This window comes from Sutcliffiella horikoshii, assembly GCF_008180725.1.
In the GTDB taxonomy this organism is placed as follows: domain Bacteria; phylum Bacillota; class Bacilli; order Bacillales; family Bacillaceae_I; genus Sutcliffiella_A; species Sutcliffiella_A horikoshii_B.
In genome coordinates this window covers 326440-342901 of sequence record NZ_VTEV01000001.1, presented here as the reverse complement: position 1 = coordinate 342901, position 16462 = coordinate 326440, and the positions used below count along the sequence as shown (strand labels likewise).

The window sequence follows — 16462 nt, the reverse complement described above, 5'->3', positions numbered from 1 at the left end:
TTATGAAGGCTTTTTTACGTTAAAAAGAAGTAAGGGGAGAGGCAAATTGAGGATACATATTGTTGCAGGAGGACCGACAGAACTGATTCCTGAACTGCATGATTGGCAGGCAGAAGATGTGCTTTGGGTTGGTGTAGATAGAGGGGTTGCTTATTTACTTGAGCGTAATATCGTACCAGCTAAAGCTTTTGGAGACTTTGATTCCATTACAAGTGAAGAACTTCATAAAATAAAAGCACAACTTCCTCACGCAGAGGTCTATCCAAGCGAAAAAGACGAAACAGATACTGAACTTGCTGTGAATTGGGCGCTTGAACAAAAACCAGCACTCATCAGAATTTTTGGAGGAACGGGTGGAAGACTAGATCACTTTTTAGGCAACATTCAGCTTCTGTTGAAAGGACTTGAAAAAGGGGCTGTTATAGAGATACACGATATTCAAAATCAAATATATGCTCTTAAGGAAGGAACTTATTCTATCAAGAAGTATGAGTCCTTGCCATTCATCTCTTTTATGCCTATCACCCCTGATGTGAAAGGTATCACGCTAAAGGGATTTAAATATCCTTTAGAAAAAAAACATATTCGCTTCGGAGACACACTATGTATTAGTAATGAACTTGAAGTGGAAAGTGGTACTTTTTCATTTGATGAAGGCATATTAATGGTGATAAGGAGCCGTGATTATCATCCATTATCTTAAGACGGTCCCAGCGATCCGCTAATTTGCAACCTAAATTAATAAAAAGGTAAAAGTTCGGAGGAGGGAATGTAATGAAATTTTATACAATCAAACTACCTAGGTTCTTGGGGGGAATAATCCGGGCTATGCTTGGGTCGTTTAAAAAGGAGTAAGGCACCTCGAAAGGGTGCTTTTTTTATAAATGTATGGTGCTTTCCTTGAATATGTATGCTAGTTTAAAGTGTGGCAATTGGGCAAATGTCCGAAGATTTGTTAATTTTGACCGAAGTTTTTCAAAAGTTGACCAAAGATTTTGCGAAGTTGTCCGAAGTTTTCTGGAAAATGACCGAACGAATTTTTCAATTGTCCGAACGGTACTATGAAATTGGCCAAACATCCAATTGAAATGTCCGAACCCCCTTGAAAACACGAATGCAATTGACCAAACATGCAAAAAAATTGACTGAACCAGTTCTCATATGCAAAAAAAGCAGATAAACCATAAGAATGACACTCGGTTTTGACCATTCCCCAAATATGTATACGGTAAAATAGTTATGTAAACAATTATCATTAGTACCAAATCAACTTGAACTAAAAACCAACCTAAAGTAAAAAGCGACAGGAAGACTCGCTCCCTGTCGCTTTCGTATGTGCGCAACTATAAATTAAACGCGCTCAACTTTACCTGATTTTAAAGCTCTTGCAGAAACGTATACACGCTTTGGTTTACCGTCTACTAAAATGCGAACTTTTTGAAGGTTTGCACCCCAAGTACGACGAGTAGAGTTCATTGCGTGAGAACGTGCGTTTCCAGAACCAGTCTTTTTGCCTGTGATTACACATTTACGTGCCATGTTCAATTCCCTCCTAACTACAAAGAAACATCATTCAATATTTTCATTAGTAATAAGAAAGTACCTTCTTATTATTGCGAGAAAAACCATACATAAGGTCTACGTCCATAGAAGTACCCTTCTGCATCATTTTTCTTTACCAAAATAATCTCTTGAAAATACTTATATAATTTAACATACTACCCCACACTTTGCAATAGTTCTAAGGAAAGCTTTCAAGAAAAAAACCTTGACATACATGTTTTTAGCATTCAGTATAATAATAGTATTATTAGAATAGTACCCGCCTGCTTTTAAAATGAACGTTTTTATAGTAAAATAGCGTGTAGACAAGGTGAAAAATCCAATTGAAGGGGGAACCTTTATGTCCATCGAACTAAAAACATCCTATGGTCAAATAGATATTTCTAACGATGTAGTTGCTACTATTGCTGGTGGAGCTGCAGTTGATTGTTACGGAATAGTAGGCATGGCCTCTAAAAGCCAATTGAAAGATGGGTTATCCGAAATACTTAGAAAAGAAAATTTCACTAAAGGCGTTATCGTACGCCAAGAAGAAGATCAGCTACATATTGATATGTACATCATCGTAAGCTATGGAACAAAGATTTCCGAAGTGGCTCACAATGTACAAACCAAAGTAAAATATACCTTAAATCAAATGCTCGGTCTTTCCGTTGATTCTTTAAATATTTATGTACAGGGAGTTCGAGTTACGAACCCGTAATAAGGAGGAAAATTTAGTGTCAGTAAAAGTTCTAAATGGGAAACGTTTTGCACAAATGGTCATCCAAGGTGCAAATCATCTATCAAACAACGCCAAAACAGTGGATGCGTTGAACGTTTTTCCGGTTCCGGATGGAGATACGGGAACAAATATGAATCTTTCCATTACTTCAGGAGCGAAAGAAGTAAAAGGTAATGTTTCTGAGCATATCGGAAAGGTTGGTTCTGCTCTGGCTAAAGGCCTACTTATGGGTGCAAGAGGTAACTCTGGAGTTATTCTTTCTCAATTATTCCGCGGATTCTCTAAGCATATTGAGTCTAAAGAAACGATTACAAGCAAAGACTTTGCTCAAGCGCTTGAAGCAGGAGTACAAACAGCATATAAAGCCGTTATGAAGCCTGTGGAAGGTACAATTCTTACTGTAGCGAAAGATGCTGCGAAGAAAGCAGTTGCTGTAGCGAAAAACGAAGAAGACATCATTGTATTGATGGAAGAGACATTAAAAGAAGCAAATGCTTCCCTGAAGCGCACCCCGGACCTTCTTCCTGTGTTAAAAGAAGTAGGAGTAGTGGACAGTGGCGGACAAGGGTTGGTTTATATTTATGAAGGATTCCTTGCAGAGTTGAAGGGTCAAAGAATTGAGGACATCGTTCCTACAACAACTATGAACGAGCTTGTTAATGCAGAACATCATAAAAGTGTTCACTCTGCAATCAATACGGAAGATATTGAGTTCGGTTATTGTACGGAGTTTATGGTCAAGTTTGAAGAGGAAAAAGTGAAAGCTAATCCTTTTACAGAAGAAAACTTCCGTAACGACTTGTCTCAGTATGGGGATTCCCTTCTAGTTATTGCAGATGAAGAAATTGTGAAAGTACACATTCATGCGGAGCAGCCTGGAGATGTTTTGACTTATGGTCAAAAATACGGAAGCCTGATCAACATGAAGATTGAAAATATGAGAGAACAGCATAGCAACCTACTTTTTGAAGAAGATGACTATCCTGCTCCAAAGCCTGAAATAAACAAAAAGCGTGAAAAATTTGGAATCATTACGGTTGCGATGGGCGAAGGGATTGCTGAGCTATTCAAGAGCATCGGAGCAAAGGCGGTCATTGAAGGCGGCCAGACCATGAATCCAAGCACAGAGGATATCCTTAAAGCGATCGATGAAGTGAACGCCGATAACGTGATCATCCTTCCAAATAACAGCAACATCATCATGGCTGCGAAACAAGCAGCAGAAGTTGCTGATCAAAATGTAGCGGTTGTGGAAAGTAAAACAGTACCACAAGGAATGGCAGCAATCCTTGCGTTTAACCCGACAGGAGAGCTTGCTGACAATGAAGCGACAATGAAAGAAGCTCTAGGCTCTGTAAAAACTGGACAAATTACATTCGCAGTCAGAGATACAAACATTGATGGTGTTGAAATCCAGAAAGATGATTTCATGGGAATTGCTGACGGTAAAATTGTTCTAACTAACAAAGACAAAAAATCCGCTGCAAAGGAACTTCTTACTTCCATGGTTGACGAAGATTCCGAAATACTTACTGTCATCTACGGTGAAGATGTAACAGAAGAAGACGTGGAAGAACTTGTGAGTGAATTAGAAAAATCCTATCCGGATGTAGAAGTGGAAGTCCATAATGGAAAACAGCCACTATATTCCTTTATCTTTTCGATCGAGTAGGCTAATATAATATTTGAAGACCAAAAGAAGGGCTAACACCCTTCTTTTGTATGTGTACAAAAAGAAAATTTGCTGTGGTATATGACAGCAAACCGACATAGGGGAGTGGGCAGGCATGAAATATAAAAGTGTATTTGATATTATTGGCCCGATTATGATAGGACCATCAAGTTCCCACACAGCCGGAGCCGCTAGAATCGGGCGTGTGGCAAGAAGTCTTTTCGGCAGGCAGCCAAAGTGGGCAAACATATCGTTTTACGGTTCTTTTGCAAAAACATATAAAGGGCATGGTACAGATGTAGCAATTGTCGGGGGCTTACTTGATTTTGATACATTTGATGAAAGAATAAAAACCTCCCTTCAAATTGCAGATTCATTAGGAGTTGCCATTTCATTTCATGAAGAAGATGCCGTCACAGACCATCCGAATACAGCAAAAGTTGTAATCGGTGATGAACACGGAGAATTGGAGCTTGTCGGTATTTCGATAGGCGGGGGGAAAATTGAGATTACGGAGCTTAACGGTTTTGCCTTGAAGCTTTCAGGAAATCATCCTGCATTACTTGTGGTGCATGATGACCGTTACGGTGCGATCGCTGGAGTTGCCAATGTTTTAGCGAAATTCGCCATTAACATAGGCCATATGGAGGTTTCTCGTAAGGAAAAAGGAAAAAAAGCCTTAATGACCATAGAAGTGGATCAAAATATTGATGATGCAGTAATTCAAGAATTAACCGCATTACCTAACATCACTCAAGTTACAAAAATTGTAGACTAACTTTTAGAATAATAATGATAGCGCTTTCAATTGATGGATAGCTCTTAAGGGGGAAAAATCATGTTTCGTAATGTTGCAGAACTGATTGAAATAGCACAAAGCAGTAATAAGAAGATTTCAGAGATTATGATTGAACAGGAAATGGAATTTACGGGCAGAACCCGTGAGGAGATTTTTGAGCAGATGGACAAAAATCTTACCATCATGGAGCAGGCTGTAGAAAGAGGCCTTGAAGGAGTACGATCTGTTTCCGGTTTAACGGGAGGAGATGCGGTACTTTTACAAAAATATATCGAAAAAGGCAATTTCCTGACAGGTAAAAATATATTGGATGCAGTAAGTAAAGCAGTAGCAACAAATGAAGTAAATGCTGCCATGGGTACAATCTGTGCCACTCCGACAGCTGGTTCTGCCGGGGTAGTTCCTGGAACACTTTTTGCCGTCAAAAATGTGCTTAACCCGACAAGAGAAGAAATGATCAACTTCTTATTCACGTCAGGAGCTTTCGGGTTTGTTGTTGCTAATAATGCCTCTATCTCCGGAGCAGCCGGCGGATGTCAGGCTGAGGTGGGTTCCGCATCTGGAATGGCGGCAGCTGCTATTGTGGAAATGGCTGGCGGAACTCCAGATCAATGTGCACAAGCAATGGCCATTACACTTAAAAACATGTTAGGATTAGTATGTGACCCTGTTGCAGGACTTGTAGAAGTCCCGTGCGTAAAGCGTAATGCAATGGGTGCAGCAAATGCAATGGTCGCAGCTGACATGGCACTGGCAGGAATCACAAGCACCATTCCGTGTGATGAAGTGATTGACGCAATGTACAAGATTGGACAAACCATGCCTACTGCACTTAAAGAGACTGCTCAAGGAGGGTTGGCGGCAACACCAACTGGTCGTGAATTAGAAGCGAAAATATTTGGTGTTCCCTTACAAAAAGGTGACTAATTTATCCGAAATGACAGTAACATCCTTAAAAGGCATAGGGGAAGAGACCGCAAACTCCCTACATGCAATGGGAATATTTTCAGTAGAAGATCTATTGATGCATTTCCCGTACAGATACGAAGATTACAGGCTTAGAGATATATCAGAAGTAAAACATGAAGAGAAAATAACAGTTGAAGGGAAGGTTCATGGGGAACCTTCTCTTATGTATTTTGGCAAAAAGAAATCCAGGCTTACGTTTCGATTTTTTGTCGGCCGTTTTTTAGTGAAGGCGGTATGTTTCAACCGGCCATTTTACAAGAATAAACTTTCCATTAATGATACTATCACGATTACCGGAAAATGGGATCAGCATCGACAGACTATTACGGTCATGGAAATTCATTTTGGTCCATTCATGAAAGAAAGTGAAGTCGAACCTGTTTACTCGGTCAAAGGAAATATTACTGTCAAACAAATGCGTAAGTTTATTAGTAATGCACTGAAAACTTATGGATCCGAACTGGAAAGTGCACTCCCTCATTCTCTTTTACAAAAATACAAATTACCTTCAAAAGGTGATTCAATAAAAGCGCTACATAACCCAGTCAATCAAGAAATGTTGAAACATGCAAGACGGTATTTTGTTTATGAGGAATTTTTACTTTTTCAGCTAAAGATTCAGGCATTAAGAAAATATAAACGTGAGCAAACAAAAGGACTGGTTCACCAGTTTTCGGATGAAATGCTGGACCAATTCATCAACAGCCTGCCATTTCCGCTAACAGGTGCACAGAATAAGGTATTGGGAGAAATCATCGGCGACATGACATCGCCTTTCAGAATGAACCGGTTATTGCAAGGTGATGTTGGGTCTGGTAAAACCGTTGTTGCGTCAATTTCTCTATATGCTGCACACCTATCTGGTTATCAAGGAGCGTTAATGGTTCCAACAGAGATACTTGCAGAACAACATGCCCAATCGTTAACAAGTCTATTTAGTGAAACGGCGGTCAACATAGAATTGTTAACAAGTTCTGTCAAAGGCAAGCGACGAAGGGAGCTCTTAGAACGATTGTCAAATGGCGAGATAGATATCCTGGTCGGAACTCATGCATTAATACAAGATGAAGTGTATTTCAAAAAGCTCGGCCTTGTCATTACTGATGAGCAGCATCGTTTTGGAGTCGAACAGCGAAGGGTTCTCCGCGAAAAAGGTTCAAATCCAGATGTGTTGTTTATGACTGCAACGCCGATTCCAAGAACACTTGCCATTACAGCCTTTGGAGAAATGGATGTTTCTATTATTGATGAAATGCCAGCAGGGCGAAAAGCAATAGAGACCTACTGGGCGAAACATCAGATGATTGACAGGGTATTAGGGTTCGTGGAAAAAGAGCTTCAAAAAGGTAGGCAAGCATATGTCATCTGCCCGCTTATCGAAGAATCGGAAAAACTAGACGTGCAAAATGCAATAGATGTGCACGATATGCTTACACATTACTACAGGGGAAACTGGCGTATTGGGTTAATGCATGGCAGGCTGAATTCTGATGAAAAAGAAAAAGTCATGGAAGCTTTCAGCAAAAATGAAGTGCAACTGCTTGTTTCGACAACCGTTGTAGAAGTTGGTGTTAACGTACCAAATGCGACGATGATGGTGATTTATGATGCTGAACGCTTTGGTCTTTCCCAACTGCATCAGCTTCGCGGCCGTGTTGGACGAGGCAGTGAACAATCTTACTGCATTCTGCTTGCAGATCCGAAATCGGAAGTCGGGAAAGAACGCATGAAAATCATGACAGAAACAAACGACGGTTTTGTACTTTCAGAGAAGGACCTGGAACTGCGGGGCCCCGGCGATTTCTTTGGGAGAAAACAAAGCGGCGTCCCTGAATTTAAAGTGGCAGACATGGTCCATGATTACCGGGCTCTTGAAGTAGCGAGGCAGGATGCTTATGATCTTCTTTATTCCGATAGCTTTTGGGTGGATGAGGAATATAAAGGGTTAAGGGAAATGATCGAACACTCGGGCATTTTAGATGGTGACAAGTTGGATTGATAGAGGCAGTGTAAGGCAGTGTGAAGCCATTTAGTAGGCTTTCTCTGCCTTTTTGTTACTATGTCACGAAATTTTGTCTTGCAATATGCTTTTTATGTATATATACTACTGTTAGTACCTAGTCATAATAGTTCGGATGGTGTGTATTTTATGAGACGAAACAAAAAGGAGCGCCAGTTATCTTTAAAAGATAAGATACAGGAGAACCCTTTTATAACAGATGAAGAACTTGCAGATTTTTTTCAGGTCAGCATCCAAACAGTCCGGTTGGATCGTCTGGAGTTAAATATCCCTGAATTAAGGGAGAGAATAAAGAACGTGGCTGCACGGACGCTTGAAAAAGAAGTGAAATCTTTGCCTCTTGATGAAGTTATCGGTGAGATTATTGACCTTCAATTAGATGAGAGCGCGATTTCTATTTTTGATGTCCAAAGTGAGCATGTTTTTAAACGAAATCAAATTACACGTGGCCATCACTTGTTTGCGCAAGCCAATTCTTTAGCAGTTGCTGTCATCAATGATGAACTGGCGTTAACTGCAAAAGCTACCATTCGATTTACACGACCTGTTAAATTGGGTGAAAGAATTGTGGCAAAAGCCTTTGTTAGTAAAGTAGATAAAGAAAAAGGTAGAACAACTGTAGAAGTGAAAAGCTCCGTTGGCAGTGAAAAAGTCTTCCATGGTGAGTTTGAAATGTTCCGCTCTACAACTTCTTGATTAAAGGCAGGTTATAATAATGAGAATTGCCATTGATGCAATGGGTGGCGATCATGCACCAAAGTCTATTGTAGAAGGTGTCATGAAAGCTGTTGAAAAATATAGTGATGTTACCTTTACCCTTGTTGGGGATGAAAATAAGATTCGACCATACTTAACGAATGAAAAACAAATAACGATTTTACATACAGATGAGGTAATCTCAGGAGATGAGGAACCGGTCAGAGCTGTACGCCGCAAGAAAAACTCCTCGATGGTCCTGATGGCTAAAGAAGTGAAAGAGGGAAGAGCAGATGCTTGCATTTCAGCAGGTAATACCGGGGCACTAATGACGGCAGGGCTATTGATTGTCGGCCGTATAAAAGGAATCGAACGTCCTGCGCTATCACCGACTTTACCGACCGTTGACGGCAATGGGTTCGTCATGTTGGATGTAGGTGCAAATGCGGATGCGAAACCTGAACATTTATTCCAATATGCATTAATGGCATCCATTTATGCAGAAAAGGTCCGTGGTGTAAAGGCACCTCGAGTAGGTTTATTGAATGTAGGAACAGAAGATAAAAAAGGGAATGAACTGGCCAAAGCTGCTTTTGAATATATCAAAGAATCCAATGCGGTACATTTTATCGGAAATGTTGAGGCAAGGGACCTCTTGAACGGTGTAGCAGATGTAGTGGTAACAGACGGGTTTACCGGAAATATCACGCTAAAAGCCATTGAAGGAACCGCACTTTCTGTCTTTGATATGTTAAAAGATGCGCTGACAAGTGATTTGAAAAGCAAGCTTGCAGCAGCAGTCTTGAAGCCGAAACTTAAAACGATCAAAACAAAAATGGACTACTCCGAATATGGTGGGGCGGCTCTATTTGGCTTAAAGGCGCCAGTTGTCAAGGCCCATGGCTCTTCAGATGACAATGCTGTTTACAATGCCATACGTCAAACACGCGAAATGCTACAAAAAGATATGGTTGGTACCATTGCGCGGACTATCGAAAAAATGGAGTTTGTGACTAAACAAGAGAACGGGGGAGAATAATGGGGAAGGTTGCATTTGTTTTTCCTGGACAAGGCTCACAAATTGTTGGCATGGCTCAGGAATTAGCCACTGAATATAAAGAAGTTCAAACGGTAATTGAAACAGCGGACGAGAAATTAGGCTACAAACTATCTTCTTTAATGTTTGAAGGGCCTCAAGAAGAGCTCACGCTGACATACAATGCACAGCCGGCGCTTCTGACATCGAGCATTGCTATCTTGCAAATGCTTAAACAAGCAGGTATTAATGCGGACTATACGGCAGGACATAGCCTTGGTGAATACTCTGCTCTTGTAGCGGCAGAAGCCATCAGCTTTGAAGATGCTGTTTATACTGTCCATATGCGCGGAAAATATATGGAAGAAGCAGTTCCAGCTGGTGTTGGTTCCATGGCTGCGGTGCTTGGTCTTGAAGAAAGCTTATTGAAAGAAGCTTGTGAAGAGGCATCCACTGAAGCTGGACCTGTTCAACTTGCAAACTTAAATTGTCCAGGTCAGATTGTCATATCTGGTTCCGCACAAGGTGTGTCACTAGCAACTGAAAAAGCGAAGGAAAAAGGCGCTAAAAGAGTAATTCCTCTCGTAGTTAGCGGACCTTTCCACTCCAGTTTAATGAAACCGGCAGCTTCTAAACTTGAAGATACTCTGTCCTCCATTTCTATTAATGACGCAACAATACCTGTCATTGCAAATGTGGATGCGAATGAAATGAGAAGCGCTTCAGAGATTCCTGTGAAGCTTGTGGAGCAGCTCTACTCACCTGTTCGATGGGAACAATCTGTAGAGAAATTGATAGAACTTGGAGTCGATACATTTGTTGAAGTAGGGCCGGGTAAAGTTTTATCAGGTCTCATCAAAAAAGTGAATCGCAGAGCAACAACGATTCCAGTTTACGATAAAGAAACACTACAAAAAGCAATTGATCACTTTAAAGGGGAGGACTCTACAAATGCTTAAAGGAAAAACAGCTGTTGTCACAGGGGCGTCCCGCGGAATTGGCCGTGCCGTTGCACTTGAATTAGCAAAGCAAGGTGCAAATGTAGTTGTTAACTATTCAGGAAGCGAAGCAAAGGCTTACGAAGTAGTGGAAGCTATTAAAGAAATGGGTAGTGAGGCTATAGCAGTACGTTGTAATGTTGGAAACATGGAAGACGTACAAGCAATGATGAAAGAAGCGCTCACTCAGTTTGGTACAATAGATATTCTTGTGAATAATGCCGGTATTACCCGCGATAACCTTCTTATGCGTATGAAGGAAGACGAGTGGGATGATGTGATCAACATCAATCTTAAAGGTGTATTCAATGCAACAAAAGCAGTAACCCGTCAAATGATGAAACAACGATCTGGACGTATCATCAACATTGCGTCCATTGTTGGTGTAATGGGGAATGCAGGGCAAGCAAACTACGTAGCAGCAAAAGCAGGTGTGATTGGTCTTACTAAATCAACGGCACGCGAGTTAGCTTCTCGCCATATCACCGTAAATGCAATAGCCCCAGGATTCATCACAACGGATATGACGGATAAATTGACAGAAGAAGTGAAGGCAGAAATGCTCAAACAAATCCCGCTTGGAAGATTCGGAGAAGCTAAAGACATTGCCTCTGTCGTATCTTTCCTTGCTTCCGAAAAAAGTGCCTACATCACCGGCCAAACCCTCCACGTAGACGGCGGAATGGTGATGTAATCTATGTTTTAGATGATTTATAGCTGGTGATTGTAGCGAAAGGCGTAGACTCCTGCGGGGGGAAACGCTTGGTGGAGACCCCGCAGGCTTGCCGAGGAGGCTGCAGCAGCGTCCCGCGGAAAGCGAAGCCGTTCGCGAAAATCAACAGCGGCGTTTTACGGAACTTACTATTTAGTCATCAGGGAGTTCTTAAAAACAACAAACACTAGTTTTTTAAAACCAAATTCACTATAATACTTGAGGGGAGGTGAAAGTTATGGCAGATGTATTAGAGCGTGTAACAAAGATCATTGTTGATCGTTTAGGTGTAGACGAGTCTGAGGTGAACCTTGACTCCAAATTCAAGGACGATTTGGGTGCTGACTCTCTTGATGTAGTTGAACTAGTAATGGAGCTTGAAGACGAGTTTGATATGGAAATTTCAGACGACGAAGCAGAAAACATTACAACAGTTGCCGATGCGGTAAACTACATAAAAGCAAACGCTTAATCTTTTTTGATTGTCCCACTAAGGTGGGACTTTTTGTTTTTATGGGAATAATAAACCGAGGAATTGGCTTATAGCAATAAAAGATAACCGAATTTATATAATTTCGGTCAAGTTGCTATTTGTATCGTCTAAATAATTTGTTAAAATAGTAATGTTATACAACTTTCATCATCAAATAGAAGAACGTTGCCATCTTAGTGAAAGAAGATTGTATGTTGGAGGCTCCTTTACATGACCAGAAACAGAAGTAGAATAAATGAAATGAAAAACGAAGCAACCAAAAAGAATTTTGCTATGCTTCAAGAGAAAATAGGAGTTAAGTTTCATAATGAGAAACTTTTATATCAAGCTTTCACCCATTCATCCTATGTGAATGAGCATCGCAGAAAACCGTACGAGGACAATGAGCGTTTGGAATTTTTGGGTGACGCCGTTTTAGAGTTGACCATTTCTCAATTCTTATATAAGAAATATCCAATGATGAGTGAAGGTCAATTAACAAAACTAAGGGCGTCTATTGTATGCGAACCCTCTTTGGTTTCATTTGCCAATGATCTTTCGTTCGGTCAATATGTACTGCTTGGTAAGGGAGAAGAAATTACAGGCGGAAGAGCTAGACCAGCGCTGCTTGCTGATGTATTTGAGGCATTCATTGGCGCGGTGTATCTGGACCTTGGCCTAGAAACCGTGTTCACTTTCCTTGAAAAGTATGTATATCCCAAAATTAATGAAGGTGCTTTTTCTCATGTGATGGATTTCAAGAGTCAACTGCAAGAGATGATACAACGCAATGCACTTGGAGTAATTGAGTATGAAGTGCTAGAAGAAAAAGGCCCGGCCCACAACCGTGAATTTGTGTCTAAGGTTTCCCTGAATAAAGAAGAGATGGGAATTGGAGTTGGCCGTTCAAAAAAAGAAGCCGAACAACATGCGGCCCAGTTCGCTCTGCAGAAACTAAAAAAAGTCAGAAAATGAAGATAGGCGATCCAACGGTGTTTCAAAATACCTCAAGGATCGCTTACTTTTCTGTTACATAAATAATAAACAATTCTAGCTGGTGATTGGAGCAAAAGGCGGAGACTCCAGCGGGAGGATAGCGACAATGTTGAGACCGTTGAAGCTTTGTGAGGAGGCTCAAGGTCGCCCCGCGGAAAGCGAAGCCATTTGCGGAAATTAACTGCTGCGTTTAAAAGATTATGAAACTAAATGAGGTGAGGAATATGTACCTCAAACGATTGGAAGTAGTAGGGTTTAAGTCGTTTGCTGAAAAAATATCCGTTGATTTCGTACCAGGTGTCACAGCCGTCGTAGGTCCGAACGGAAGCGGAAAAAGTAATATTATTGATGCCATCAGATGGGTGCTTGGAGAACAGTCAGCCAAATCCCTTCGCGGTTCCAAAATGGAAGACATCATTTTTGCCGGCAGTGATAGCAGAAGAGCGTTAAATATGGCAGAGGTTACTCTGACCCTAGATAACAGTAATCGAATCCTGCCAATTGATTATATGGAAGTGAGTGTTACTAGAAGGGCCCTAAGATCGGGTGACAGTGAATTCCTGATTAATAAACAAACGTGCAGACTTAAGGACATCGTGGACCTTTTCATGGATTCTGGTCTTGGAAAGGAAGCCTTTTCCATCATCAGTCAAGGGAAAGTGGAAGAAATACTCAGCAGTAAATCAGAAGAGCGCCGAAGTATTTTTGAAGAAGCAGCTGGCGTTCTCAAATATAAATCCAGAAAAAAGAAAGCGGAAAGTAAACTTATGGATACTCAAGAGAATCTTAACAGGGTATCGGATATTTTACATGAGCTGGAAGGGCAAGTGGAGCCATTGCAAATACAGGCTTCCATTGCCAAAGATTACCTGGAGAAGAAAGAAGAGCTTGAGCAGATTGAAGTAGGCGTCACAGTACACGAAATTGAAGAGCTTCATCAAAAATGGGAACAAAATTCTCTGGAAGTCAAAAGCAGCACCGAAAAAGAGCTAGTCCTATCTTCTGAACTAAGCCAAAAAGAGGCAACACTTGAAAAATATAAGGACCAAGTGGCTGCTTTGGATGAGTCCATTGACTCCTTGCAACAAGCCCTTTTAGTGGCGAGTTCGGAACTGGAAAAACTAGAAGGACGAAAAGAAGTTCTGAAGGAGCGTAAGAAGAACGCTACGACAAACCGTGCCCAATTAGAAAATTCATCAGTGGAGCTTGCAGAATTTATCAAAGTTCAAAAGCAAAGGTTGGAAAGCGAAAAACAACTTTTGGATACCCTTCGTCAAGAATTGGTATTAACAGAGCATCAACTCAAGGAAAAACAGGTAATTAACGAGCAATTTGATCAAAATATTGAAGAGAAAATTGATGCATTAAAAAGTGACTATATTGAACTTTTAAATAAACAGGCATCTGTTCGTAATGAAATCTCCTATCTCGAGCAGCAAGAAAAACAAGAAGGCATGAAAGTAACCCGTCTTGACGAGGGAAACAGAAAATATGTCGATCTTCGGGCTAATACACAACAGAAGAAGGAAAAAGTTTTCTCCGACCATAAACAGGTTCAAAAAGAGCTGAATCAAACGATAGACCGTTACAGAGCTGAACAAGCCAATTTGGAGCAATTTAAACAGTCCTATCAGAAAAAAGAAACAACCTTGTATCAAGCATACCAATTCTTACAACAAACACGTGCGAGAAAAGAAATGCTTGAAACGATGCAAGGGGATTTTACAGGATTCTTTCAAGGTGTTAAGGAAATCCTGAAAGCTAGGGATGAAAATAGGCTTACTGGAATAAAAGGGGCAGTTGCAGAACTTATCCAAGTGAACCAAGATGTGGAGACGGCAATAGAGATTGCCCTTGGAAGTGCGACACAGCATATCGTTGTGGATAACGAACAAAATGCGAGAGCATCCATCCAATACTTGAAAAAGAACGGTTTTGGCCGTGCTACTTTCTTACCAATGACGGTCATGAAGCCTAGGACATTATCAGACTATCAAGTGAACCAGATTAGTCAACATGAAGCTTTTATAGGAATCGCATCTGCTCTTGTGGAGTTCGACTCAGCCTATGAAAATATTGTCCATAATCTCTTGGGTACCATTGTCATTGCAAAAGACCTTAAAGGAGCCAACGCATTGGCAGGTATCCTTCAGCATCGCTTCCGCATCGTGACATTAGAAGGGGATGTAGTTAACCCTGGCGGCTCCATGACAGGAGGAGCTGTCAAACAAAAATCTAATTCCCTCTTAAGTAGGGGGCGTGAGCTTGATTCCATTTCAGCAAAGCTAGAAGAGATGGAAAATAAAACAACCTTGCTTGAAGATCAGGTAAAAACACTTAAGAAAAAAATAGAAGAGAAAGAGTCTCAAGTTGTTGAGTTAAAGGGAGTTGGCGAGGAACTAAGGTATAGGGAACAGCAGGTTTCAAGTCTTCTTCGGGAAGTGGAACTAGAAGAGAAAAACGTCAATGAACATTTAAGTTTATATGACTATGAAAAGCAACAGCTCACTATTTCCATGAAGGATGCTGTGAACAAAAAAGCAAAGCTAGATGCCGAGCTGAAGACGGTAGGAATGCAAATTGCTGCTCTTGACAAAGAGATTTCAAAACTAAATTCCTTAAAGTTGGAGCAACATGCAAACAAGGAGACCGTGCAAAACGAGCTTACTCAACTCAAAGTGGATTATGCGAGTAAAAAAGAAAAGCTTACGAACCAAACGGAAAAAGTGACTACTATCGAAACAGATCTTGAACAAGCTACAGAAAGATTAAATGATATTAAGGAAGACTTATCTCTTTTACAAAGTGAAATGAATGATAATTCATCAGGTGAACAAAAGCTGGAATGGGCTGCAGCTGAAAAATTACAAGACAAAAACACCACGATGAAACTCATTGCAGAACGCCGTGCCCAAAGGCTTTCTTACTACGAAAAGGTAGAACGAGAAGAGCTTCAACTAAAAGATTTAAAAAGACAGTATAAACAACTTACGGAAGTTCTAAAGGCGGAAGAAGTGAAAATGAACCGCTTGGATGTAGAATTAGATAATAGACTTCACCATTTAAGGGAAGAGTATATGCTGTCCTTTGAAGCAGCAAAAGAAGATTATCCACTTGAAATAGAGATCGAAGAAGCACGTAAAAAAGTAAAGTTAATCAAGCTTGCCATTGAGGAGCTTGGCACAGTCAATATCGCTGCAATAGAGGAATATGATCGAGTAAGCGAACGATATATATTCCTTAAGGAGCAAAAAGACGATCTTCAAGAAGCAAAAGATACCTTGTTCCAAGTAATCGGTGAAATGGATGAAGAAATGAAAAAGCGTTTTGAGACAACCTTCACGAATATACGCGCACACTTTCACGATGTGTTTCGTTCTCTATTCGGCGGGGGAAGAGCGGATCTTGTGTTAACAGATCCTTCCGATATGCTAAATACCGGCGTAGATATTGTGGCACAACCGCCTGGTAAAAAACTGCAGAACCTCGGACTCTTGTCTGGAGGAGAAAGAGCGTTAACGGCAATAGCCCTGTTGTTCTCCATATTAAAAGTAAGACCTGTTCCGTTCTGCATTCTTGATGAAGTAGAAGCTGCGCTTGATGAAGCAAACGTACACCGTTTTGCCCAATACTTAAAACAGTTCAGTGAAGAAACCCAATTCATCGTCATCACACACCGTAAGGGAACGATGGAATTTAGTGACGTTCTTTATGGGGTGACGATGCAAGAATCCGGCGTTTCCAAATTGGTCTCTGTCCGGTTAGAAGAATCCAAAGAACTTGTTAAATAGAGAGGAAGAGAATG

General features: G+C 40.8%; 15 protein-coding genes. 14 read left to right on the top strand and 1 reads right to left on the bottom strand.

Annotation, left to right across the window (positions count from 1 at the left end; all coding sequences use genetic code 11):
* The first annotated feature begins 46 nt into the window (after positions 1-46).
* Together FZC76_RS01735 and spoVM are read left to right on the top strand one after the other, a co-directional pair.
* Positions 47-703, top strand: a complete 657-nt coding sequence (locus tag FZC76_RS01735) for a thiamine diphosphokinase (protein ID WP_148986547.1) — start codon at positions 47-49, stop codon at positions 701-703.
* Between the two features lie 71 nt (positions 704-774).
* Positions 775-855 carry a stage V sporulation protein SpoVM gene (gene spoVM / locus FZC76_RS01730; protein WP_060665857.1) on the top strand — a complete coding sequence of 27 codons (81 nt, stop codon included), beginning with the start codon at positions 775-777 and terminating at the stop codon, positions 853-855.
* A gap of 495 nt (positions 856-1350) precedes the next feature.
* On the opposite strand, the gene rpmB is transcribed toward spoVM, so the two are convergent.
* Positions 1351-1539 (bottom strand): 50S ribosomal protein L28, encoded by a 189-nt coding sequence (rpmB, locus tag FZC76_RS01725; RefSeq protein ID WP_010193132.1) that lies wholly within the window; start codon positions 1537-1539, stop codon positions 1351-1353.
* Positions 1540-1903: 364 nt separating this feature from the next.
* Between rpmB and FZC76_RS01720 the strand changes: the two genes are divergently transcribed.
* The 12 genes from FZC76_RS01720 to smc all read left to right on the top strand — a co-directional run bounded on the left by FZC76_RS01720 (position 1904) and on the right by smc (position 16448).
* Positions 1904-2266 (top strand): Asp23/Gls24 family envelope stress response protein, encoded by a 363-nt coding sequence (locus FZC76_RS01720; protein ID WP_010193134.1) that lies wholly within the window; start codon positions 1904-1906, stop codon positions 2264-2266.
* Positions 2267-2282: 16 nt separating this feature from the next.
* Complete coding sequence (locus FZC76_RS01715; protein ID WP_148986546.1) at positions 2283-3959, top strand: DAK2 domain-containing protein; 1677 nt, start codon at positions 2283-2285, stop codon at positions 3957-3959.
* Positions 3960-4074: 115 nt separating this feature from the next.
* Positions 4075-4737, top strand: coding sequence for an L-serine ammonia-lyase, iron-sulfur-dependent subunit beta (sdaAB, locus tag FZC76_RS01710; RefSeq protein ID WP_148986545.1), 663 nt, complete (start codon positions 4075-4077; stop codon positions 4735-4737).
* Positions 4738-4797: 60 nt separating this feature from the next.
* Positions 4798-5685, top strand: a complete 888-nt coding sequence (sdaAA, locus tag FZC76_RS01705; protein WP_148986544.1) for an L-serine ammonia-lyase, iron-sulfur-dependent, subunit alpha — start codon at positions 4798-4800, stop codon at positions 5683-5685.
* The gene (gene recG, locus FZC76_RS01700; protein ID WP_148986543.1) at positions 5678-7726 is read left to right on the top strand and encodes an ATP-dependent DNA helicase RecG; all 2049 of its coding nucleotides are present in this window, start codon (positions 5678-5680) and stop codon (positions 7724-7726) included. Before sdaAA ends, recG begins: the two co-directional genes overlap by 8 nt.
* Before the next feature lie 150 nt (positions 7727-7876).
* Positions 7877-8443, top strand: coding sequence for a transcription factor FapR (gene fapR / locus FZC76_RS01695; RefSeq protein WP_148986542.1), 567 nt, complete (start codon positions 7877-7879; stop codon positions 8441-8443).
* A gap of 19 nt (positions 8444-8462) precedes the next feature.
* On the top strand, positions 8463-9482 hold the full coding sequence (gene plsX, locus FZC76_RS01690; RefSeq protein ID WP_148986541.1) for a phosphate acyltransferase PlsX: 1020 nt from the start codon (positions 8463-8465) through the stop codon (positions 9480-9482).
* The gene (gene fabD / locus FZC76_RS01685; protein ID WP_148986540.1) at positions 9482-10438 is read left to right on the top strand and encodes an ACP S-malonyltransferase; all 957 of its coding nucleotides are present in this window, start codon (positions 9482-9484) and stop codon (positions 10436-10438) included. Before plsX ends, fabD begins: the two co-directional genes overlap by 1 nt.
* Positions 10431-11171: a 3-oxoacyl-[acyl-carrier-protein] reductase gene (gene fabG / locus FZC76_RS01680; RefSeq protein ID WP_148986539.1), complete on the top strand. Its 741-nt coding sequence runs from the start codon at positions 10431-10433 to the stop codon at positions 11169-11171. The genes fabD and fabG overlap by 8 nt, the downstream gene beginning before the upstream one ends.
* 256 nt (positions 11172-11427) lie before the next feature.
* Positions 11428-11661 (top strand): acyl carrier protein, encoded by a 234-nt coding sequence (gene acpP, locus FZC76_RS01675; RefSeq protein ID WP_010193151.1) that lies wholly within the window; start codon positions 11428-11430, stop codon positions 11659-11661.
* Between the two features lie 231 nt (positions 11662-11892).
* Positions 11893-12636, top strand: a complete 744-nt coding sequence (rnc, locus tag FZC76_RS01670; protein WP_392396799.1) for a ribonuclease III — start codon at positions 11893-11895, stop codon at positions 12634-12636.
* Between the two features lie 245 nt (positions 12637-12881).
* Entirely contained in the window at positions 12882-16448 is a 3567-nt protein-coding gene (gene smc, locus FZC76_RS01665; protein WP_148986538.1) for a chromosome segregation protein SMC, read from the top strand.
* The last annotated feature ends 14 nt before the right edge of the window (positions 16449-16462 follow it).